Source organism: Leifsonia sp. 71-9, assembly GCF_001898805.1.
In the GTDB taxonomy this organism is placed as follows: Bacteria; Actinomycetota; Actinomycetes; order Actinomycetales; family Microbacteriaceae; genus Leifsonia.
This window is the reverse complement of record NZ_MKVJ01000014.1, coordinates 315,224-337,034: the sequence shown is the minus strand read 5'-3', so window position 1 is coordinate 337,034 and position 21,811 is coordinate 315,224. Positions and strand designations below refer to the sequence as shown.

The 21,811-nt window shown below is 71.5% G+C and carries 24 protein-coding genes; 18 read left to right on the top strand and 6 right to left on the bottom strand.

Features of this window, described 5'->3' with window-relative positions:
• Positions 1–37 precede the first annotated feature (37 nt).
• Positions 38–535, bottom strand: coding sequence for a GNAT family N-acetyltransferase (locus tag BGO91_RS08850; RefSeq protein ID WP_290472396.1), 498 nt, complete (start codon positions 533–535; stop codon positions 38–40).
• A gap of 80 nt (positions 536–615) precedes the next feature.
• On the opposite strand from BGO91_RS08850, the gene dapB reads away from it, so the two are divergent.
• Together dapB and BGO91_RS08840 are read left to right on the top strand one after the other, a co-directional pair.
• A complete protein-coding gene (gene dapB / locus BGO91_RS08845; protein WP_290472395.1) occupies positions 616–1,395 on the top strand; it encodes a 4-hydroxy-tetrahydrodipicolinate reductase in 780 nt (259 codons plus the stop codon).
• A 34-nt stretch (positions 1,396–1,429) separates the two neighbouring features.
• Complete coding sequence (locus BGO91_RS08840; RefSeq protein ID WP_290472448.1) at positions 1,430–1,861, top strand: hypothetical protein; 432 nt, start codon at positions 1,430–1,432, stop codon at positions 1,859–1,861.
• 19 nt (positions 1,862–1,880) lie between these two features.
• Here BGO91_RS08840 and BGO91_RS08835 read toward each other — a convergent pair whose 3' ends face one another.
• The 4 genes from BGO91_RS08835 to BGO91_RS08820 form a co-directional block, all read right to left on the bottom strand.
• Positions 1,881–2,777, bottom strand: coding sequence for a TIGR01777 family oxidoreductase (locus BGO91_RS08835; RefSeq protein WP_290472394.1), 897 nt, complete (start codon positions 2,775–2,777; stop codon positions 1,881–1,883).
• A 3-nt stretch (positions 2,778–2,780) separates the two neighbouring features.
• Positions 2,781–3,206 (bottom strand): OsmC family peroxiredoxin, encoded by a 426-nt coding sequence (locus tag BGO91_RS08830; RefSeq protein WP_021762486.1) that lies wholly within the window; start codon positions 3,204–3,206, stop codon positions 2,781–2,783.
• 101 nt (positions 3,207–3,307) lie between these two features.
• Positions 3,308–3,793 (bottom strand): DUF4395 domain-containing protein, encoded by a 486-nt coding sequence (locus tag BGO91_RS08825; RefSeq protein WP_290472393.1) that lies wholly within the window; start codon positions 3,791–3,793, stop codon positions 3,308–3,310.
• The gene (locus BGO91_RS08820) at positions 3,780–4,220 is read right to left on the bottom strand and encodes a thioredoxin family protein (protein ID WP_290472392.1); all 441 of its coding nucleotides are present in this window, start codon (positions 4,218–4,220) and stop codon (positions 3,780–3,782) included. The genes BGO91_RS08825 and BGO91_RS08820 overlap by 14 nt, the downstream gene beginning before the upstream one ends.
• Before the next feature lie 108 nt (positions 4,221–4,328).
• Here BGO91_RS08820 and dapA point away from each other — a divergent pair, with 108 nt between their 5' ends.
• The 16 genes from dapA to dapF all read left to right on the top strand — a co-directional run bounded on the left by dapA (position 4,329) and on the right by dapF (position 21,067).
• Positions 4,329–5,306 carry a 4-hydroxy-tetrahydrodipicolinate synthase gene (dapA, locus tag BGO91_RS08815; RefSeq protein WP_290472391.1) on the top strand — a complete coding sequence of 326 codons (978 nt, stop codon included), beginning with the start codon at positions 4,329–4,331 and terminating at the stop codon, positions 5,304–5,306.
• A 70-nt stretch (positions 5,307–5,376) separates the two neighbouring features.
• Positions 5,377–7,053 carry a ribonuclease J gene (locus BGO91_RS08810; RefSeq protein WP_290472390.1) on the top strand — a complete coding sequence of 559 codons (1,677 nt, stop codon included), beginning with the start codon at positions 5,377–5,379 and terminating at the stop codon, positions 7,051–7,053.
• Between the two features lie 78 nt (positions 7,054–7,131).
• The gene (locus BGO91_RS08805) at positions 7,132–8,205 is read left to right on the top strand and encodes an efflux RND transporter periplasmic adaptor subunit (protein ID WP_290472389.1); all 1,074 of its coding nucleotides are present in this window, start codon (positions 7,132–7,134) and stop codon (positions 8,203–8,205) included.
• On the top strand, positions 8,202–8,897 hold the full coding sequence (locus BGO91_RS08800) for an ABC transporter ATP-binding protein (protein WP_290472388.1): 696 nt from the start codon (positions 8,202–8,204) through the stop codon (positions 8,895–8,897). The genes BGO91_RS08805 and BGO91_RS08800 overlap by 4 nt, the downstream gene beginning before the upstream one ends.
• A complete protein-coding gene (locus tag BGO91_RS08795; RefSeq protein ID WP_290472387.1) occupies positions 8,894–10,105 on the top strand; it encodes an ABC transporter permease in 1,212 nt (403 codons plus the stop codon). Before BGO91_RS08800 ends, BGO91_RS08795 begins: the two co-directional genes overlap by 4 nt.
• 58 nt (positions 10,106–10,163) lie before the next feature.
• Positions 10,164–10,655 (top strand): GNAT family N-acetyltransferase, encoded by a 492-nt coding sequence (locus BGO91_RS08790; protein WP_290472386.1) that lies wholly within the window; start codon positions 10,164–10,166, stop codon positions 10,653–10,655.
• Positions 10,656–10,724: 69 nt separating this feature from the next.
• The gene (locus BGO91_RS08785; protein WP_290472385.1) at positions 10,725–13,550 is read left to right on the top strand and encodes a DNA translocase FtsK; all 2,826 of its coding nucleotides are present in this window, start codon (positions 10,725–10,727) and stop codon (positions 13,548–13,550) included.
• Positions 13,551–13,559: 9 nt separating this feature from the next.
• On the top strand, positions 13,560–14,174 hold the full coding sequence (gene pgsA / locus BGO91_RS08780) for a CDP-diacylglycerol--glycerol-3-phosphate 3-phosphatidyltransferase (RefSeq protein ID WP_290472384.1): 615 nt from the start codon (positions 13,560–13,562) through the stop codon (positions 14,172–14,174).
• Between the two features lie 31 nt (positions 14,175–14,205).
• Positions 14,206–14,670: a CinA family protein gene (locus BGO91_RS08775; RefSeq protein WP_290472447.1), complete on the top strand. Its 465-nt coding sequence runs from the start codon at positions 14,206–14,208 to the stop codon at positions 14,668–14,670.
• 146 nt (positions 14,671–14,816) lie between these two features.
• Positions 14,817–15,128 (top strand): helix-turn-helix transcriptional regulator, encoded by a 312-nt coding sequence (locus BGO91_RS08770; protein ID WP_021754800.1) that lies wholly within the window; start codon positions 14,817–14,819, stop codon positions 15,126–15,128.
• Between the two features lie 81 nt (positions 15,129–15,209).
• Positions 15,210–15,434: a DUF3046 domain-containing protein gene (locus BGO91_RS08765; protein WP_290472383.1), complete on the top strand. Its 225-nt coding sequence runs from the start codon at positions 15,210–15,212 to the stop codon at positions 15,432–15,434.
• 170 nt (positions 15,435–15,604) lie between these two features.
• Positions 15,605–16,684: a recombinase RecA gene (gene recA / locus BGO91_RS08760; RefSeq protein ID WP_290472382.1), complete on the top strand. Its 1,080-nt coding sequence runs from the start codon at positions 15,605–15,607 to the stop codon at positions 16,682–16,684.
• Between the two features lie 61 nt (positions 16,685–16,745).
• On the top strand, positions 16,746–17,561 hold the full coding sequence (locus tag BGO91_RS08755; RefSeq protein WP_290472381.1) for a regulatory protein RecX: 816 nt from the start codon (positions 16,746–16,748) through the stop codon (positions 17,559–17,561).
• 43 nt (positions 17,562–17,604) lie between these two features.
• A complete protein-coding gene (miaB, locus tag BGO91_RS08750) occupies positions 17,605–19,251 on the top strand; it encodes a tRNA (N6-isopentenyl adenosine(37)-C2)-methylthiotransferase MiaB (protein WP_290472380.1) in 1,647 nt (548 codons plus the stop codon).
• On the top strand, positions 19,248–20,186 hold the full coding sequence (gene miaA, locus BGO91_RS08745; RefSeq protein WP_290472446.1) for a tRNA (adenosine(37)-N6)-dimethylallyltransferase MiaA: 939 nt from the start codon (positions 19,248–19,250) through the stop codon (positions 20,184–20,186). Before miaB ends, miaA begins: the two co-directional genes overlap by 4 nt.
• Before the next feature lie 2 nt (positions 20,187–20,188).
• Entirely contained in the window at positions 20,189–21,067 is an 879-nt protein-coding gene (gene dapF, locus BGO91_RS08740; protein ID WP_290472379.1) for a diaminopimelate epimerase, read from the top strand.
• An 84-nt stretch (positions 21,068–21,151) separates the two neighbouring features.
• Here dapF and BGO91_RS08735 read toward each other — a convergent pair whose 3' ends face one another.
• Positions 21,152–21,763 (bottom strand): methyltransferase, encoded by a 612-nt coding sequence (locus tag BGO91_RS08735; RefSeq protein WP_290472378.1) that lies wholly within the window; start codon positions 21,761–21,763, stop codon positions 21,152–21,154.
• Positions 21,764–21,811: the final 48 nt, after the last annotated feature.

The following is a 21,811-nucleotide window of genomic DNA, read 5'->3' as shown; positions in this document are numbered from 1 at the left end:
ACCGGCGACCGGCGACCCGGAGGCTGCGCGCAGCCGGTCAGTCGGTCAGCGCCTTGCGGAACCAGTCCGTCGCGTTCGGGTTGTCGTTGTAGGGCTGGATGTCCTCGTAGCCGTGCGAGCGGTAGAGCGAACCGGCGGCCTCCAGGCTGGCGTTCGTGTCGAGCACGACCTCGGTGGCGCCGAAGCCGCGGGCGCGGTGCTCCAGCTCCGACAGGATGGCGCGGCCGAGGCCGCGTCCCCGGTGCGTCGGCGACACCCACAGGTGCTTGATCTCATAGCGGACCACCCCGTCGCCCTCTTCGGCGTCGCCCGGGCGGAGGCGCAGCTCGCGGACGCCGCCGCAGCCCGCCTCCCCGTCCTCGTCGTAGGCGAGCAGGAAGACGCCCGCCGGCGCGACGAACTGGCCCGGGTCGGGGAAGGTGGTGCGGTAGGCGCCCTGCGTCGCGGGGAACGTCGACGCGCGCTCGGCGAAGTAGTCCGCGAGCATCCGGTGGGCGGTCGCGTCGGTGACGGCGACATCTGCGAAAGACACCATCGCCCCAGAGTAGCCCCGCGTGCCCGCACGGCCCCGGCGCGACGCGAAGGAGGGTGCGCGGGCCCGGGTAGGCTGGGCGGGTGACTATTCGCGTGGCCGTCGCGGGGGCGAGCGGAAAACTGGGAAGCGTGGCCGTCCGGCTCATCGAGCAGGCCGACGACCTCGAGCTCGTCGCGACCCTGGGCTCCTCGTCGTCGCTCGACGAGATGCTCGGTGCGGACGTGCTCGTCGACATGACGCTGCCGCAGGTGAGCCCCGGCATCGTCGCCTTCGCGGTCGACAACGGCCTGAAGGTGCTGATCGGCACCTCCGGCTGGTCGGCCGACCGCATCCTCGACCTCGAGCGCCGTGTCGCCGCGCACGAGGGCGGCGGCGCGGTCGTCATCCCGAACTTCTCGCTCGGCTCCGCACTCGGCACCGCGTTCGCGACCGTCGCCGCCCGCTTCTTCGACTCGATCGAGATCATCGAGACGCACGGGGCGACCAAGATCGACTCCCCGTCGGGGACCGCGGTGCGCACCGCCGAGTTGATCGGCGCCGCCCGCGCGGGCCGGGGCCCGGTGGAGGCGCCGCACACCGACCAGCGCGCCCGCGGTCAGCAGGTGGCGAGCGTCCCCATCCACAGCCTCCGGATGCGCGGTGTCGTCGCCGAGCAGCAGGTGATCTTCGGCGGCGCGGGGGAGACCCTCACCATCCGGCACGACACCATCGGCCCGCAGGCGTACGAGACGGGGATCCTGCTCGCCCTGCGCGCGGCCGCGACCGCGACCGGCGTGACCGTCGGGCTCGACGCGCTCGTGGACCTCGGCATCTCCGGCCCGGACGGCGAGCCTCCGCGGCCCACCGTGCGCGAACGCTGAGGCGCCCGTGAAGAACCGCATCGCCGCCATCGTCATGGCGATCATCCTGCTGGTCTATCTGGTGCTGGTCTTCCAGCGCTCGATCATGCTCATCGCCACCGGCGAACCCGTCGGGGTGGCCATGGGCGTCGCGCTCGTCCTGCTGCCGATCATCGCCGCCTGGGCGATCGGCCGCGAGCTGCTGTTCGGCGCGCAGACTGAGAAGCTCGTCCGCATCCTCGACGCGGAGGGCGGCCTCCCCGTGGAGGATCTGCCGCACCGGGCGAGCGGCCGGCCGCTGCGGGATGCGGCCGACGCCGAGTTCCCGACGTACAAGGCCGAGGTCGAGGCCGCACCGGAGAGCTGGCGGGCGTGGTTCCGCCTCGGGCTCGCGTACGACGCGTCCGGCGACCGGAGGCGCGCGCGGGAGGCGCTCCGCCGGTCCATCCGGCTCTACCGCTCCGAGGCGCGCGCCGCCCGGTCCTGAGCGGGGCGCTGCTCCCGGGTCAGGCCGACTTCGCCGCCACGAGGCGCTCCATCGCGTCGCGCACCGTCGAGTCGCGGAAGACGAAGCCGTCGTCCAGCAGCCGGGTCGGCAGGACCTTCTGGCTGGCGAGCAGCAGCTCGCGGCCGGCCTCCTGCAGCGCGAGGGTGACCGCCTTCTCGGGCACCGGGAGGCCGTACGGCCGGTGAACCGCGGCCGCGAGCGCGCGGAGCACCCCGCCCGCCGTCGCCGGGGTCGGGCCGGCGATGTTGACCGGGCCCTCGACCGCGGACGTGAGCAGGTGCACGATCGCCGCGGCCTCGTCGTGCAGGCTCACCCACGGCCAGTGCATCCCGCCGCCCGCGATCGGGCCCGCGAGGCCGAGGCGCGCGACCGGTAGCAGCGGCTTCATCGCGCCGCCGCGGCCGATGACGAGACCGGTGCGTAGCAGCACGACGCGCGTCTTCTCCGGGGCGAGCCGCGCCGCCGTCTCCCACGCCTCGACGACGTCGGAGAGGAAGCCGGTGCCCTTCGCCGAATCCTCGGTCAGCTTCTGGCCGGGCCGGTCGCCGTAGTAGCCGACCGCCGAGCCGCTGAGGAAGACCGCGGGGGAGCGCGACGCCTGGCGCATCGCGTCGGTGAGGGTCCCGGTCGCCTCCAGTCGCGAGGAGAGGATGCGGCGCTTGGTCGCGCCGGTCCACGGGAAGTGGTTGAGCGACGCGCCCGAGAGGTTGACGACCGCGTCGGCCGCCTCCATCACGTTGACGTCGATCATCCGGGTGGACGGCGACCAGTGGAACTCATCCGCGGACTGCGGACGCCGGCGGACGAGCCGGCGCACCTCGTGCCCCGCCTCGGCGAGCTGACGGGTGAGCTCGGTGCCGATCATGCCGGACGCCCCGGCGACGAGCACCCGCATCGCTCAGACCAGCGCGGCGTCGATGGTGATCGGGATGCCGACCAGAGCGCGCGAGACCGGGCAGGTCCGCTTCGCCTCGTCGGCGAGGCGCTGGAAGTCCTCGTCGGAGAGGCCGGGCACGCTTGCCTCGACGGTGAGGTGGCTGCCGGTGATGCCCTCGGCCGGGTCGAAGGTGACGGCGGCGGTGGTGCGGATGCTCCCGGGAGCGGAGCCGAAGCCCGCGAGGATGTTGGAGAACGCCATCGAGAAGCAGGCCGCGTGCGCCGCGCCGAGCAACTCCTCGGGCGTCGTCACGTCGCCGCCGCCCTGCGAACGGGCCTTCCAGGTGACGGGGAGGCTCGCGGCGCCGGAGGAGTCGAGGCTGACGTTCCCGGAGCCGGACGTGAGGTCTCCGGTCCAGACGGTGGTGGATTCGCTGGTGACGGGCATGAGTACTCCTGTTCGGTCGCCGCGGGCACGGCGGGTCCGTCCAGACTACTGGCGGGCGGAACCGTGCTCGCGGGCGTCCGGGGGATTCCCGGTTTGGCCCGTCAGACCGCCGGGCCGCCCACCGCCGCGTGGCGGCGGACCAGGCCGGCCCGCACCAGCAGCAGGTAGATCTGGCAGCCCAGGCAGTACCCGAAGACCGCGTTGAGGAACGCCGCGACGAAGGCCAGACCGGCGGCGATGGGGAGCACGAACGGCACGCCGAGGACGTGCAGGAGCAGTCCGAGGCCGGTCACGACGAGGCCGACGCCTTGCGCGAAGGTCGGCGGCGCCGGGTCCTCGCGCTCGGTGGGCGGCGCGAGGCGCGGCTGCACGAGGCGCCGGTAGAGCACGCCGTACGGGTGGCGGCGGATGCCCGCGAACGCGCCCCACGCGAACAGCAGCGCGATGGCCAGCAGGAGGAGCGCGGCCGCGGTCGTCGCACCCACGAGCGCCAGGAAGACGTCGACGAGGAGGAGCACGGCGGTGATGCCCGCGCCGAATCGCGGCGAGCGCGGGTCGATGCCGGCGGGACGGTCAGGCTGAGACATGGTCGCTCCCGAGGATGCGGTCGAGGGTGGTGCGCACGTCGGCGGGCCGGGCGGCGCCGCCGATGCGGGCGCGGACGGATCCGGCGCCGTCGAGCACGAGGGTGGTGGGGGTCTGGAGCACGGAGAAGCGGTGCGCGAGGTCGGGGCGCTGCGTGAGGTCGACCTCCACGTGCGTGACACCCTGCTCCGAGCGGGCGGCCGCACCGAGGACGCGCGCCGTGGCGGGGCAGAGGGCGCAGAACTCCGTCGTGAACTGCAGGAGTGTCGCGCGCTCGCCGAACGCGGCGGCGCCGACCTCCTCGGCGCGGACGGTCTCCGCCCGGCGTGCGGCGCGGGCGCGGCCGGTGGTCGCGCGCCAGACCAGTCCTGCGGCGGTGGCCGCGGCCACCAGTGCGAGCAGGACGCCGAGCGCCGCGATGCCGTTCATGGTGCGCCGACCCTACGCGCGGGCGCGCCCGGCCCGCGCGGTTTGTGTCGGAAGATGACGGGTCGCCCGGGGAGGCGCCGCCCGGGCGCGACCCGATAACCTGGGTCCATGTCTTCCTCTGCGAACCCGTTCGGCCAGGTCCTCGTCGCCCTGGTCACCCCGTTCACCGCCGATGGCGAAGTCGACTGGGCCGGCGCGGAGAAGCACATCGACGACGTGATCACGGCGGGGGCCGACGGCATCGTCGTCACCGGGACCACGGGCGAGACCTCCACCCTCACCGACCCGGAGAAGCTGCGGCTCGTCGAGGTCGGCAAGTCCGTCTCGGCCGGCCGCGCCAAGATCATCACCGGCGGCGGCTCGAACGAGACTGCCCACGCCATCCAGCTCTACCAGCAGAGCGAGAAGGCGGGGGCCGACGGCGTCATGGTCGTCACCCCGTACTACAACAAGCCGACGCAGGCCGGCATCCTGACCCACTTCCGGATGATCGCGGACTCCACGGATCTGCCCGTCATCCTCTACGACATCCCGGGCCGCACGGGCGTCCCGATCAAGTACGAGACGATCCTGCGCATCGCCAAGCACCCGAACGTGCTCGCGATCAAGGACGCGAAGGGCGACTTCAGCGAGGTCAGCCGCGTGCTCAACCAGACCGACCTGCTCTACTTCTCGGGCGACGACGCGAACGTGCTCCCGCACCTCGCGATCGGCGCCAGCGGCCTGATCGGCGTCACGGCGAACATCGCCCCGACGCCGTACCGCCAGATCGTCGACGCCGTGAACGCCGGCGACCTCGCCACGGCCACCGCGGCGCACAAGAAGCTCGAACCGCTGGTGCGCGCCGTCATGACCCACGTCCCCGGCACCGTCGCCGCCAAGTACATCCTCCACGGCCTCGGCCGCATCTCCAGCCCTCGCGTCCGGCTGCCGCTCGTCGGCCCGGAGGAGTGGGAGGCTGCGCAGATCGAGGACGAGCTCGACCTCGTCAAGGACATCCCCGGTGTGGACTTCTCCAACTTCCGGCCGGACCGCAACGCGGCCGCCGGTGGAGCGCTCCCCAGGATCGCCGGGACAACGCGGTAGGGGCCGCCGTCACCAAACGGCCCGGGCGCGACGCGCCCCCGACTCATTCGCAACACCTTTAGGAGGGCATATGCCCAACCTCGTCACCGCACCGCCCGCACTCGAACCCGGAACGCTCCGCATCATCCCGACGGGCGGTCTCGGCGAGATCGGCCGCAACATGACCGTCTTCGAGTACGAGGGCAAGCTCCTCATCGTCGACTGCGGCGTGCTCTTCCCGGAGGAGAACCAGCCCGGCGTCGACCTGATCCTGCCGGACTTCGCCCCGGTCCGCGACCGCCTCGACGACGTGCTCGGCGTCGTGCTCACGCACGGCCACGAGGACCACATCGGCGCCGTCCCGTACCTGCTCAAGCTGCGGGCCGACATCCCGCTGATCGGCTCCGGCCTGACCCTGGCGCTGGTGGAGGCGAAGCTCAAGGAGCACCGCATCCAGCCGTACACGCTCTCGGTCAAGGAGGGTCAGCACGAGCAGCTCGGCCCGTTCGACCTGGAGTTCGTGGCCGTCAACCACTCCATCCCGGACGCGCTCGCGGTCGCCATCAAGACCCCCGCCGGCGTCGTGCTGCACACCGGCGACTTCAAGATGGACCAGCTGCCGCTCGACGACCGCATCACCGACCTGCGCGCGTTCGCCCGTCTCGGCGAGCAGGGCGTCGACCTCTTCATGGCCGACTCCACCAACGCGGACGTCCCCGGCTTCACCCCGCTCGAGCGCTCGATCGGCCCGGTGCTCGACAACGTCATCGCCCGCGCCCCGCGCCGCGTGATCGTGGCGAGCTTCTCCAGCCACGTGCACCGTGTGCAGCAGGTGCTCGACGCCGCCCACGCGAACGGCCGCCGGGTCGCGCTCCTCGGCCGCTCGATGGTGCGCAACATGACCATCGCCGCCGAGCTCGGCTACCTCAAGGTGCCGGAGGGTGTGCTGATCGACTACAAGAAGGCGTCCGACCTCCCGGACGACAAGATCGTCTACATGTCGACGGGTTCGCAGGGCGAGCCGATGGCCGTCCTCGCCCGCATGGCGAACATGGACCACCAGATCGAGGTCGGCCCGGGCGACACCGTCATCCTCGCCTCCAGCCTGATCCCGGGCAACGAGAACGCGGTCTACCGCGTCATCGACGGCCTCACGAAGCTCGGCGCCAACGTGGTGCACAAGGGCAACGCGAAGGTGCACGTCTCGGGCCACGCGGCCGCAGGCGAGCTGCTCTACTGCTACAACATCCTCAAGCCGCGCAACGTGATGCCGGTGCACGGCGAGTACCGGCACCTCGTCGCCAACGCGAAGCTCGCGATGGACACCGGCGTGCCGGAGAGGAACACGATCCTCGCGGAGGACGGCACCGTCGTCGACCTGCGCGACGGCCTCGCCCGCGTGGTCGGCCAGCTCGACCTCGGCTTCGTCTACGTCGACGGGTCGAGCGTCGGCGAGATCACGGACGCGGACCTCAAGGACCGCCGCATCCTCGGCGAGGAGGGCTTCATCTCCATCATCGTCGTGGTCGAGGCCGCGACCGGTCGCATCGTCACCGGTCCCGAGATCCACGCCCGCGGCTTCGCGGAGGACGACGCCGTGTTCGACACGGTGAAGCCGAAGGTCGCCGCCGCGCTGGCGGAGGCCGCCCAGAACGGCGTGCGCGACTCGCACGCCCTCTCGCAGGTCGTGCGCCGCACGGTCGGCCGCTGGGTCAACACGAGCTACCGTCGTCGCCCGATGATCGTCCCGCTCGTCATCGAGGCGTGACCGCAGGCACGACCGAGGGCGCGACCGCGCACTGAGCAGTTCCGGGCGAGGGGCCCGGCGGATGAAAGGCAGCAGCAGATGGGGGTTATGCGGCGCTGGGTGTTCCCGGTCCTCAGAATCGTCGTGATGGCGGCGATCGCCGTCGCACTCGTCAAACTCGCGTTCTTCCCGAGCGGCGAGGCGACGGCGGCCGACCCGGCCGTCCCGACGGGGGAGCTGAGCGACCCCGTCACGGCCGTGGCGACCGGCACGATCGTGAACGACGTGCGGGTCACCGGATCGATCGTCGCGGACGACGCCGTGCCGGCGCGGGTGACCGCGGCCGGCACGGTGAACGAGGTGCAGACCGCGGTCGGCACGCACGTGGAGGCCGGGGACGTGCTCTTCGACGTGAAGATCGAGACGCCGCGCGACCCGGTGGTCACCACCGGGCCCGACGGGTCGCAGACGGTCACCGAGCGCAAGCCGCTGGTGACCTACTCGGCCGTCACCGCGCCGATCGCGGGCACCGTCAGCGAGCTGCCCGTTCTCAGCGGCCAGACCGTGGCGATCGGCGACAAGGCGGGGGCGGTCGCGCCGCCGACCTTCTCGGCCACCGCCTCCCTGCCGCCCGAGCAGCAGTACCGCCTCGTCGCGCGCCCGGACTCGGCGTCGGTCGCGGTCAAGGGCGGACCGGCTCCGTTCACCTGCACCGCGCTGTCCATCACGACGCCGCCGGCGACGGCCTCGGAGGCCCCCTCCGGCGCGGCTCCCAGTACCGGCGGGTCCTCGGGCGCCTCCGGGTCGGGAACCGCCTCGACGACGACCCTGCGCTGCGCCGTCCCGGCCGACGTCACCGTGTTCGCCGGCCTGTCCGCCGACATCACGATCTCGGCGGGGAAGGCGGAGGGGGTCCTCACCGTCCCGACCACCGCCGTGAAGGGGTCGGCCGAGAAGGGCGTCGTCTTCGTCCCGGACGAGAAGGGCGGCGACCCGAAGGAGATCCCGGTCACTCTGGGCCTCACCGACGGCACCTCCGTCCAGATCACCGGCGGCCTGGCCGAGGGCGACACCATCCTCGAGTTCGTGCCGGGCGCCCCCGCACCGACCGGCGACGGCTGCATGCAGGGGCCGGGCGGCGGGATGATCTGCTCCGGGACCGCGGCGTCGTGAGCCTGCTGCGACTCGAGGGCGTCACGAAGACCGTCCGCATCCCCGACGCCGAGCCGCTCACCATCCTGCACGGCGTCGACCTCGAGGTCGGCGCGGGGGAGCGGGTGTCGGTGGTCGGGCGGTCCGGTTCGGGCAAGTCGACCCTCCTCAACATGCTCGGGCTGCTCGACTCCCCGAGCAGCGGCGAGTTCTTCTTCGACGGCACCCCGGTGCAGCGGCTGGGCGGCGGCGCCCGCGATCGGCTGCGCGGAGCGGCCGTCGGCTTCGTCTTCCAGCAGTTCAACCTCCTCTCGGGCCGGACGGCGCTGGAGAACGTCGTGACCCCGCTGCTCTACGCCACGGGGCGCCAGTTCTGGCGCCGGCGGGAGATCGCGGCCGGGATGCTCGACCGCGTCGGCCTCGGGCACCGGCTCGACGCCCGGCCTGAGGTGCTCTCCGGCGGCGAGCAGCAGCGCGTCGCGATCGCCCGCGCGCTCGTCCGCACACCGCGGCTGATCCTCGCCGACGAGCCGACCGGCGCCCTCGACGTCGAGACCGGGGCGGCGGTGATCGACCTGCTCGAGGAGGTCGCTGCCGAGAGCGACGCGGCCCTCGTCGTCATCACGCACGATCCCGCCGTCGCCGCGCGGTCGGCGACGCGCTACCGGCTGGACGCCGGGCGCCTGCACAGCACGTCCGAGGTCGCGGCGTGAGGGCGGTCGAGGCGGTCTGGGGCGCGATCCTCGAGGCCTGGCAGGAACTGCGCATCCACCGCACCCGCGTGCTGCTCTCGCTCATCGGCGTCGGCGTCGCGGTCTGCGCGCTGAGCTCGGTCGTCGGGCTCGCGAACATCGCCGAGCAGTCGCTCCGCGAGAACAACGAGCGCTACGGCGGCCGTCCGGCGCTCATCTCGATCTACCCGGGCGAGGGCACGGCGAGCACCGAACGCAGCGAGGCCGTCTGGGCGCAGATCGTCGAGCGGCACGGCATCCGCTACACCTCGCAGGTGCAGAGCGGTGCCATGCGCGTGCAGTTCCGCATGGGCGCGATGGACGTCCCGGCGCAGGCGGTCGACCAGCCGTACGCGCAGATGCATCGCACCGTGATGAAGCAGGGGCGCTGGTTCACCGACGCGGATGCGGCGAACCTGGCCCCGTCGATCGTCGTGAACGAGGACTTCTGGTCGCGCCTCGGCCAGCCGTCGCTGGACGCCCATCCCACGGCGACGGTGCTCCGCGGCGAGCAGAAGGTCACGGCGGTCGTCGTCGGCGTGGTCCGCACGCCCGAGTCGAGCGATCAGCCCATGGCGATGGTCCTCGGCGCGGGCGCTCCAGCGCTCCTCGCGTCCGACCCCGAGATGTACGGCTCGCCCACCCTGGAGGCGTGGGTGCCGCCGGAGACCGGCGACGCGATGGCGGCGGCGATCACCGCCGAGTTCGACCGGGCGCTCGGCGCGGGGGTGGTGAGCGTGAACCGGTCGGACTACCAGGCGTACCAGACCGAGGACCCGCTGCTGTTCCTCAAGCTGCTGGTCGGCGGCATCGCCGGGCTCATCCTGCTGCTCGGCGCCCTCGGCCTGGTGAACATCGCGATGGTCACCGTGCGCGGGCGGATCCGCGAGATCGGCATCCGGCGCAGCGTCGGCGCGACCAGTGCGCGCGTCTTCTTCGCCGTGATGATGGAGAGCGTCGTCGCGACCAGCGTCGCCGGGGCCGCCGGCGTCGCGCTGGCCATCCTGATCGTGAAGAGCCCGTGGGTCGAGGAGCTCGTCGGGCGGGGCATGGTCGCCGACCCTCCGCCGTTCCCGGCCGAGGCGGCGGTGCTGGGACTGGTGGCCGCGACGGCCGTCGGCGCGATCGCCGGCCTGCTGCCGGCGCTCGTCGCGGTGCGGGTCAAGGTCATCGACGCGATCCGCTACTGACGCGCGCGCCCGTGCATCCGTAACCTGCCCGAAACACGGGGGCGAGTAGCGTTCCCCCATGAGCGGGTACCGCATCCGCCCGGCCGTGGGCGCAGACGCACGGACCATCGCCGACATGCTCGTCGAGGCCGTGAACTGGAACGCCGTGCGCATGCGACCGCGCGTCACCGTCCTGGAGGATCCGGTCGTCTCCCGCTACATCGCGGGCTGGATGCGCCCCGGAGACTTCGGCTGCGTCGCGGAGGACCTGCGCGGTACCCCGGTCGGCGCCTGCTGGGCGCGCCTCTTCCCGGCCGATGCTCCTGGCACGGGGTTCGTCGCCCCCGGGGTCCCCGAGCTCACCCTCGGCGTGAACCCGCAGTGGCGCGCCCGCGGTGTCGGACGTGCGCTGCTGCAGGAGGTCGGGAGGCGCGGGGCGGCCGGCGGCGTCGCACGGCTCAGCCTGAGCGTCGAACGCTCGAACTTCGCGCAGCGGCTCTACGTGAGCGAGGGCTACGTGACGGTCGCGTCGGACGACCGCGCGGACATCATGGTGCGCGCCCTGCGCTGAGCGCTCGGATTTCGGCATTCCAGGCGCGGGATCCGCGGGGTGTCGCGGGCGCGAAGTACCGTTGAGCCCATGGCTACGAGCACCAAGTCGAACGCGCGCTCCGGCGGTTCCGGTCGCGGCGGCTCGAGCGCGCGCAAGCCGGCGTCGAAGACGGCCGCCCAGAAGACGGTGGCCTACCCGGCCGCCGACGCCGCGCCGAGCCCTCTCGTGCGCGCCTGGATGGGCCTCGCCCACCTCACCGGCGGCGCCTTCCGCGCGCTCGGCCCCGAGAAGCTGAGCAAGGAGGAGCGCCGCGACGGCTTCCCCTTCTTCCTCGTCCTGCTCGCGGTCGCCGGCGCGGTGATCGAGTGGTTCCTGATCAACGACCAGGTCGCCCGCACGCTCGATTCCTGGACCTTCGGCATGCTCTTCGGCCGTGTCGCCTTCGCCCTCCCGGTGGTCATGGTCATGTTCGCCGCGTGGCTCTTCCGGCACCCGAGCTCCGTGCACGACAACACGCGCATCGGCATCGGGGTCGGCATCCTGCTCCTGATGGTGTCGGGGCTCTGCCACCTGTTCAGCCACCACCCGACCCCGACCGACGGGATCGCCGCGCTCGCCCAGGCCGGGGGAGTGCTCGGCTGGCTGATCGCCGCGCCGCTGTCGATGCTCATCACGCCGTACGGGGCCGGCGCGGTGATCATCCTGCTGCTGCTGCTCAGCCTCTTCATCATCACGAAGACCCCGCCGAACAAGCTCCCCTCCCGCATCCGCGAGCTGTACGCCTACCTCTTCGGCGCTCAGCTGCCGACCGAGGAGGAGCGTCAGGAGGCCCGCGAGGCCGCCAAGGAGGCCAAGACCAAGCAGGTCCCGCTCGACGGCGTCGACGACGACGAGCAGGAGCCGGAGGGCAACCTGCCCTGGTGGCGCCGCAACAAGTCGCAGCGCGAGGAGGACCCGGACTACGACGGCCCCGCCGCGCGCGACAGCCTCACCGAGGTCTTCGGCGAGCCGAAGCGCGGCAAGGGCGAGTTCGCCACCCCGCTCGAGCCCGATCCCTCCAGCGATCACTACAACACCGAGGTGCTCGGGGAACTCGCCCTCGCGGAGGACGCCCTCAAGCGGTTCACCGGCGAGGTCCCGGCCACGGCGGTCGCTGCCGCGGCCACCGCGGTCCCAACCGCCCCCGCCGTCCTGCCGGGCTTCCAAGCGGGAACGGCGGACGACTTCGACGACACGACCGCGCTGCCGTCCGACGGTCAGCCCGCCGCGCCCTACCACCTCCCCTCCGCCTCCATGCTCTCCGCGGGCACACCCGCCAAGGTGCGCTCGAACGCCAACGAGGAGATCGTCGCCGCGATCACCGAGGTGCTCACCCAGTTCGGCGTGGACGCCAAGGTCACCGGCTACTCGCGCGGCCCGACGGTGACGCAGTACGAGATCGAGCTCGGCCCGGGCGTCAAGGTGGAGCGGGTCACCGCCCTCAGCAAGAACCTCTCGTACGCCGTCGCCAGCAACGAGGTCCGCATCCTGTCCCCGATCCCGGGCAAGAGCGCGATCGGCGTCGAGATCCCCAACTCCGACCGCGAGATCGTGTCGCTCGGCGACGTGCTGCGGTCGCCGGCCGCGACCAAGAGCGTCCACCCGATGACCATCGGCGTCGGCAAGGACGTCGGCGGCGGCTACGTCGTCGCCAACCTGGCCAAGATGCCCCACCTGCTCGTCGCGGGCTCGACCGGCTCGGGCAAGTCGAGCTTCGTCAACTCGATGATCACCAGCCTCCTCATGCGGGCGCAGCCCTCCGAGGTGCGCATGGTCCTCATCGACCCGAAGCGCGTGGAGCTCACCATCTACGGCGGTGTCCCGCACCTCATCACGCCCATCATCACGAACCCCAAGAAGGCTGCCGAGGCGCTGCAGTGGGTCGTCAAAGAGATGGACATGCGCTACGACGACCTGGCCAGCTTCGGCTTCCGCCACATCGACGACTTCAACAAGGCCGTCATCAACGACGAGATCGTTCTGCCCGCCGGCAGCGAGCGCAAGCTCAAGCCGTACCCGTACCTCCTGGTCGTGGTCGACGAGCTCGCCGACCTGATGATGGTCGCCCCGCGCGACGTCGAGGACTCGATCGTGCGCATCACCCAGCTCGCCCGCGCCTCCGGCATCCACCTGGTGCTCGCGACGCAGCGCCCGTCCGTCGACGTCGTGACCGGCCTGATCAAGGCCAACGTGCCGTCGCGGCTCGCGTTCGCGGTGACGAGCGTCACGGACTCGCGCGTCATCCTCGACCAGCCCGGCGCCGACAAGCTGATCGGCCAGGGCGACGGCCTGTTCCTGCCGATGGGCGCCTCGAAGGCGATCCGCGTGCAGGGCGCGTGGGTCAACGAGGACGAGATCCAGAAGGTCGTCGAGCACGTCACCCGGCAGGCGCGTCCCGAGTACCGGCAGGATGTCACGGTCGGCGCCGAGAAGAAGCAGATCGACTCCGACATCGGCGACGACCTGGAGCTGCTGCTCGCGGCCGCCGAGCTGGTCGTCTCGTCGCAGTTCGGCTCCACCTCCATGCTCCAGCGCAAGCTGCGCGTCGGGTTCGCGAAGGCGGGCCGGCTCATGGACCTGCTCGAGTCCCGCGAGATCGTCGGCCCCTCCGAGGGGTCGAAGGCCAGGGACGTGCTCGTCACGGTCGAGCAGCTGGCGGACGTCATGGGGCGGCTGCGCGGCGAGGAGCCGGCAGCGCGACCGGCCGCGCCCGCGGCGGAGGCATCCCCGTCCACGACGGTCGCCGCGCCGTCGGGCGGCGCTGCCGACGACGACCGCTACGGATCCGACCCGGTCGCCGCGATGACCGAGGGCTATCCTGAGGTGGACGGCGACTCCGGCGAGGACGCCTGGCAACTGACCGGCAGGGAGTAGATGAGCGCGATGGCGTCCGAGACACCCCCGCTGGCGGGAGCCCCGGTCCCGCGGCCCAGCAACTGGAACGTGCCCAACGTGATCACGGTGGTGCGCATCCTGCTCGCCCCGCTGTTCGTGTGGATGCTGCTGGCCGACGCCGGCGCCGACGGCTGGCTGCGCTGGGCGGCGGCCGTGCTGTTCGTCCTCGCGATCGCGACCGACGGCGTGGACGGTGCCATCGCCCGGCGCAACAACCTCGTCACCGACCTCGGCAAGCTGCTCGATCCGATCGCCGACAAGGTGCTGACGGGCGGCGCCCTCATCGCCCTCTCCATCCTCGGCGAGCTGCCGTGGTGGGTCACGATCGTCATCCTGGTCCGCGAGGTCGGCATCACGCTCTACCGGTTCGTCGTGATCCGGCAGGGCGTCATCGCCGCCTCCCGCGGCGGCAAGATCAAGACGATCGTGCAGTCGATCGCGATCTCGCTCGCCCTCTTCCCGTTCTGGGCGGTCTTCGGCGACTGGGTGTACTGGGTCAACGGCGTCTTCATGACGGCCGCGGTGATCCTCACGGTCGTCACCGGCTTCGACTACCTCTGGCAGGCCTGGAAGGGCCACCGGGCCAAGCGTGCCGCTGCCTGACGCCGGCCGGTCCGGCGATGCGACGGCGCGGCTGATCGCCCGCCTGCGGGAGACGGGGCGCACGATCGCCGCCGCCGAGTCGCTGACCGGCGGCGAGCTCACGGCCGAGCTCACGCGTGTGCCCGGGGCGTCCGCCGTCGTGGTCGGGGGAGCGGTCGTCTACGCGACCGCGCTCAAGCACTCGCTCCTCGGGGTGGACGCCGCCCTGCTCGACGCGGAGGGGCCGGTGCATCCGCAGGTCGCCGCCCAGCTCGCGGAGGGCGTGCGGAGCCGACTCGCCGTCGACGGACGCGCGGTGGACGTCGGCGTCGCCACGACCGGCGTGGCCGGCCCGGACCCGCAGGGCGGCCGCGCCGTCGGCACCGTCTATCTCGGCATCGCGACCGCGGCGGGGACGCGCGTGGTCGAGCTCGCGCTGCAGGGCGATCGGGCGGCGATCCGGCGGGCGACGGTCGAGCGGGCGATCGCGGAACTCGTCGCGGAGACGGGCGCCTGAGGCCCGGGAATACAGACTGTTTCCGTCTCGTTACAACTGCTGCATTCACAAGAAAAGCCCAGTCGTCGCCGATATCGTGAACATCACGGATGCGGTACAGTTGCATCCCGATCGATCGGTCGGCAGGGTAGAGAAGGAGGCTCCGAATGATTCTTGTACGTCAGGAAATCGGCGACGTGCTCAGGGACTTCCGCCTGCAGAAGGGCCGCACGTTGCGGCAGGTCGCCAGCAAGGCGAGCGTCGCCCTCGGTTATCTCAGCGAGGTCGAGCGCGGACAGAAGGAGGCGTCGAGCGAGATCCTCGCTTCGGTCGCCGACGCTCTGGACACCCCGGTGTCCGTCATCATGCGCGAGGTCGGAGATCGCATCGCGGTCCTCGAGGGCCTCGAGCCGGTCATCCCCGACACCGTCCCCGACGAGTTCGTCACGGCGATGGAAGCGCCGCTGGTCTCGCGCTGACACCGTTCATCCATCAAGACTCGAGGACGCCCCGCGTGAGCGGGGCGTCCTTCGTCGTATCCGACCCGTGAGAATGGATCCATGAAGCTCAGCGAATTCCAGCGCGCCGTCGTCGACGAGTTCGGCAGCGGCTACGGCCAGGCCCTCCTGTCCGACCTCGTGCTCGGTGAGCTCGGCGGTAGGACCGCGCAGCAGGCGCTCGACGCCGGCGCCGCCCCGCGCGAGGTGTGGTTCGCCCTGTGCCGCGAGGCCGGAGTCCCGATGTCGCACTGGCACGGTGCGGGTCGCCCGGCGCCGAAGAGCTGACCCCGACACGCCGATTCGAACGACTCGAAGATATGTTCGGATGTGGCTAGACTCGCTTCACAACCGCAATCGAAAACGAGTTGTCCACCGATCTTCCGGACGACGGCCCCGTGTCGGACGTTCCTCGTACAGTCGAACTCGTCAGCGAAGCGTAAGAAGGAGAACCGCACATGCCATCACCCGCAGACCGCGAGAAGGCGCTCGAGACCGCACTCGCGCAGATCGACCGTCAGTTCGGAAAAGGCTCGGTCATGCGACTGGGCAGCGACGAGCGCGCACCGGTGGAGGTCGTCCCGACCGGCTCGATCGCGCTGGACGTCGCGCTCGGCATCGGCGGGCTCCCGCGCGGCCGCATCGTCGAGATCTACGGCCCGGAGTCGTCGGGTAAGACGACCCTGACCCTCCACGCCATCGCCAACGCGCAGCGCGCGGGCGGCATCGCGGCCTTCATCGACGCGGAGCACGCGCTCGACCCGGAGTACGCCCGCAAGCTCGGCGTCGACATCGACGCCCTGCTCGTCTCCCAGCCCGACACGGGTGAGCAGGCGCTCGAGATCGCCGACATGCTCGTGCGATCCGGCTCCATCGACCTCATCGTCATCGACTCCGTCGCAGCGCTCGTGCCCCGCGCCGAGATCGAGGGCGAGATGGGCGACTCCCACGTCGGTCTGCAGGCGCGCCTCATGTCGCAGGCGCTCCGCAAGCTCACCGGTGGGCTCAACCAGACCAACACCACCATGATCTTCATCAACCAGCTCCGCGAGAAGATCGGTGTCTTCTTCGGAAGCCCCGAGACCACCGCCGGTGGTAAGGCGCTCAAGTTCTACGCGTCGGTCCGACTCGACATCCGCCGGATCGAGACCCTGAAGGACGGCACCGAGGCGGTCGGCAACCGGACCCGCGTCAAGGTCGTGAAGAACAAGATGGCCCCGCCGTTCAAGCAGGCCGAGTTCGACATCCTCTACGGTGTCGGCATCTCCCGCGAGGGCAGCCTGATCGACTTCGGCGTCGAGCACGGCATCGTCAAGAAGTCGGGCGCCTGGTACACCTACGAGGGCGACCAGCTCGGCCAGGGCAAGGAGAACTCGCGCAACTTCCTGATCACCAACGCGGACATCGCGGCGGAGATCGAGAACAAGATCAAGATCAAGCTCGGTATCATCCCCGACCCGAACCCGGTGGCGGCCCCCGAGGCCGACGCCGAGGTCGGCTCGATCGAGGAGAAGCTGCGCGCACGCAAGGGCGCCTGACCCGGGCCGCGGGCGTATCGCCCGTCGACCGTCCATCCGTTCGTCGCACGAGGAGATCCGCATGGTCGTGAGGTTCCCGTCCGATCCCTTCGGGGGCGAGCAGGGCGATGCCCGCACGGACGAAAGCGGTGTCACCGGGGGAGAGCACCTCGCCCCGGTGACACCGCTCCGGCGCCCGACGGCGCCCCGAGGCGGTGGCACGCAGAGCTCGCGCCACCCGGCGGGTTCCGGCCGTGCTGCTGCGCTTGCGAAGCCGGAACCCGCGGGTGAGGTCGTCGAGCTTCCGGGGTCGACGCGCTGGAACAACACCTGGGGCGACGACGGTCGTCCCGCGGCGTCGCGCCCTGAGACCCGGTCGACGCCCACCGAGCCGGAGGACGACGAGGCGGACCGGCAGAGCAAGAAGGTCTCGGCCGTCACCATCCGTCAGCTCGCCCGCCGCGGCATGTCGCGCTGGGAGCTGGAGCAGGTGTTGATCAAGCGCGAGATCGAGCCGGAGGTGTTCGGTCCGGAGCTCGACCGCCTCGAGACGCTCGGCGTGATCGACGACGCGTCGCTGGCCGTCAGCCTGGCGTTCACGCAGCACAGCCGCAAGGGGCTCGGCCGATCGTCGATCGAGCAGGACCTCAAGCGCCGGCACATCGATCCCGAGCTCATCGAGATCGCCCTGGCCGACATCGCGGACGAGGACGAGCTGGAGCGGGCCACCGAGCTGGCCGTCAAACGCATCGGGCAGTTGTCGTCGTACGACGAGGAGACCGCGCGTCGCCGGCTCCACGGCTTCCTCGCGCGCAAGGGCTACAGCTCCAGCATCGTGCGGCAGGCGATGGACGCCGCCTTCGCGTCCCGCCGTCGCGGCGGCGTGCGCTTCCAGTAGCCGTTCGGATCCACGCCGAGGCGAACGTAGAATTGTCGGCATCATGAGCATCACCGAACAGCGCACCGACCTCGAACTGCGCAGCGTCCTCGAGAAGCGCAGCATCATCGAGCCCTCCGACGCGGCCCTCAGCACCGACGGACGCGCCCGGACCTACGAGGTCCGCACCTTCGGCTGCCAGATGAACGTCCACGACTCGGAGCGGCTGAGCGGCTCCCTCGAGGCGGCCGGCTACGTGCCCGCCGACGGCCAGGAAGCCGACGTCGTCGTCATCAACACCTGCGCCGTGCGCGAGAACGCCGACAACAAGCTCTACGGCAATCTCGGCCATCTCGCCGGGGTCAAGCGCCGGCACGAGGGCATGCAGATCGCCGTCGGCGGCTGCCTGGCCCAGAAGGACAAGAACGTCATCCTGGAGAAGGCGCCTTGGGTGGACGTCGTCTTCGGCACCCACAACATGGGTGCGCTGCCGAGCCTGCTCGAGCGCGCGCGTCACAACGACGCCGCCGAGATCGAGATTCTCGAGGCGCTGGAGACCTTCCCCTCGACGCTGCCCACCAAGCGCGACTCGTCCTACTCGGGCTGGGTCTCGATCTCCGTCGGCTGCAACAACACCTGCACGTTCTGCATCGTGCCGTCGCTGCGCGGCAAGGAGAAGGACCGTCGCCCCGGCGACATCCTCGCGGAGATCCAGGCGCTCGTCGACGACGGCGCGATCGAGGTCACCCTCCTCGGCCAGAACGTCAACTCCTACGGCGTCGAGTTCGGCGACCGTCAGGCGTTCAGCAAGCTCTTGCGCGCGGCGGGCCAGATCCAGGGGCTCGAGCGCATCCGCTTCACCAGCCCGCACCCGGCCGCCTTCACGGACGACGTCATCGACGCGATGGCCGAGACCCCGAACGTGATGCCGCAGCTCCACATGCCGCTGCAGTCCGGCTCCGACCGTATCCTCCGCAGCATGCGCCGGTCGTACCGCTCCTCGAAGTTCCTCGGCATCCTGGACCGCGTCCGCGCCAAGCTGCCGGACGCCGCGATCAGCACCGACATCATCGTCGGCTTCCCCGGCGAGACCGAGGAGGACTTCCTCGAGACCATGCGCGTCGTCGAGGCGGCCCGCTTCGCGTCGGCCTTCACCTTCCAGTACTCGATCCGCCCCGGCACGCCCGCCGCGACGATGGAGGACCAGGTGCCGAAGGAGGTCGTGCAGGAGCGCTACGACCGCCTGATCGCGCTGCAGGAGCGGATCTCCCTGGAGGAGAACCAGAAGTTGGTCGGTCGCGAGGTCGAGCTGCTCGTCGCCAACGGCGAGGGCCGCAAGGACGCCGACACCCGCCGTCTGAGCGGGCGCGCCCGCGACAGCCGCCTGGTGCACTTCGAACTGCCCGAGGGCTCGGAGACGCCGCGACCCGGCGACATCGTCACCGTGCGCGTCACGCAGGCCGCCCCGCACTACCTCATCGCCGACGCCGACCCGGGCACGCCGCTGCGCGTCCGCCGCACGCAGGCCGGCGACGCGTGGGACCGCGCCGAGGCCGAGTCCTGCGCCGTCCCTGCGCACGGATCGGGCACGGCAGCGAGCGGAGCGGGCCCCGTCTCGCTCGGCCTTCCCACGCTCCGCACGCGCGAGCCGCTGACTTCCCCGGGTGTCGGGACGATGCCGATCTACGACCCGACGGACGGACAGCGCTGAGCGCCCACGCCCCGGGCGCCGAGGCGCCGTCCATCGTCGCGATCGTCGGCCCCACCGGCACCGGCAAGACGGACCTGTCCCTCGCGCTCGCGGAGCGGCTGCGCGACCGCGGACAGGCCGCCGAGGTCGTCAACGCCGACGCGATGCAGCTCTACCGCGGCATGGACATCGGCACGGCGAAGATCCGGCCCGCGGAGTGGCGCGGCGTCCCGCACCACCTCTTCGACGTGCTCGACGTCACCGAGGAGGCGACGGTCGCCCGGTACCAGCCGGAAGCGCGCGCGGCGATCGAGGTGATCCAGGGCCGGGGTGCGGTGCCGATCCTCGTCGGCGGCTCCGGGCTGTACGTCTCGAGCGTGATCTTCGACTTCCGGTTCCCGGGCACCGACCCCGTGCTGCGCGCCCGCCTCGAGGCCGAGCTCGCCGAGCAGGGCCCCGGGATGCTGTTCCGCCGCCTCGCCGAGGTGGACCCGGAGGCCGCGGCGCGCATCGGCTCCAGCAACGGCCGCCGCATCGTCCGGGCGCTCGAGGTCGCCGAGCTGACCGGAGAGCCCGTCAGCGGGACGCTCCCCGACGCCCCGGTGCCGTGGCGGCCCGTGACCGTCCTCGGCCTCGCCGCACCGCGCGAGGAGCTCGTCGCGCGGCTCGACGCCCGCGTCGACCAGATGTGGGAGTCGGGCCTCCTGGACGAGGTCCGTGGCCTCCTCCCGCTCGGCATCGAACGCGGCGTGACCGCCGGCCGGGCCATCGGGTACGCCCAGGCGCTGGCCGAACTGCGCGGCGAGCTGACCCGCGCCGAGGCGATCGCCCAGACGCAGCAGCTCACCCGGCGCTATGCGCGGCGGCAGGTGAGCTGGTTCAAGCGCTACCCCGACCTGCACTGGCTCGACTACGACGACCCCGGTCTGGTCGACGCGGCGCTCGGTAGGCTGTGAGCATGGCGACACTCCACTTCACCAAAGGTCAGGGCACCGGGAACGACTTCGTGCTCTACTCCGACCCGGACGGCAGCCTGCCGCTGACGGCCGCGCAGATCGCCGAGATCTGCGACCGCCACTTCGGCGTCGGGGCCGACGGCGTGATCCGCGCGGTGAAGTCGAAGCACCTCCCCGAGGGCGCGGAGGCCCTCGCCGAGGACGAGGGCGCCGAGTGGTTCATGGACTACTACAACGCCGACGGCTCGGCCGCCGAGATGTGCGGCAACGGGATCCGCGTCTACACCCGCTACCTCATCGAGTCGGGGCTGGTGGAGCTCGCCGACGGCGACACGCTCGCGATCGGTACCCGCTCGGGCGTCCGCGACGTGCAGCGCAACCTCACCGGCTTCCAGGTCGACCTCGGCCGGTGGGCCCTCGACGGCGGGGAGCCGCTGGTCCGCGCCAAGGAGCTGCCCGTCGCCCGTCCCGGTCTCGGCATCGACATGGGCAACCCGCACGTCGTCGTCGCGGTCGCCGACGAGAGCGAGCTGGAGGCGGCCGACCTCACGTACATCCCGCACCTCGAGCCCGCCCCGGAGGACGGCGCGAACGTCGAGTTCGTGGTTCCGCACGAGCCGCTCGTGAAGGACGGCGTCGGCCGCATCCGCATGCGCGTCCACGAGCGCGGCAGCGGCGAGACCCTGTCCTGCGGCACGGGGGCGGCGGCGGCGGCACTCGCGGTGCGATACTGGGCCGGCGGCGGCGCCCCGAACCAGTGGCGCGTCGACGTGCCGGGCGGCACGGTCGGCGTGCGGATGTTCGCGACGGAGGACGGCGAGCACGTCGCCCTCTCCGGACCGGCCGAACTCGTCTACACCGGCACCCTCGAGCTCGCCTGACCGGGCGAGCGTTCCCGACATTCGGCACGAATGCCGGGTTTCGCGCGGGCATTCACGACATTCGGCACGAATGTCGCGCCGGGGTCACGCCGGGCGGTGCGAGCGGAGGACGCGGTAGCCCTTGGAGATCGCCTGGCGGGTGGTCTTGAGCTCCGGCATGGTTGCCTCGATCCACCGCTGCAGCGAGTCGCTGCCGAGGTTGCGCTGCACGACCAGCCACGCGTCGGAGCCCGGCTCGAGCCGGGGGAGCCAGCGGGTCAGGATGTTGTGCAGCTCGTCCTTGCCGATCCGGATGGGCGGGTTCGACCAGATCGTGGTGAACATCACGTCGTCGGGAACATCATCCGGGGTGACGGGGTTAACATTGGTGAGACCGAGCTTCTGCGCGTTCAGGCGCACCACGTCCAACGCTCGGGTATTGACGTCGACGGCCCAGACCGTCGCATGAGGGGATTCGAGAGCAAGTGTGAGAGCCAGGGGCCCCCAGCCGCAGCCGAGGTCGAGGAACTGACCGCCCGGAGGCGCCGAGGGGACATGGTCGAGCAGGACTCTCGTTCCCGTATCGATGCGCTCGGGGCTGAAGATGCCGTTCGCGGTCGTCAGCTCGTACGTCTGGCCGGCCAGTCGTACGGTGATCGGCCGCAGGTTCATCTCGCTCTCGGGAGCCGTGGAAAAGTAGTGGTCTCCGCTCGCCATAAGAGGACCGTACAGGACGCAGACGAACTGACAAACTGGGATGGACCC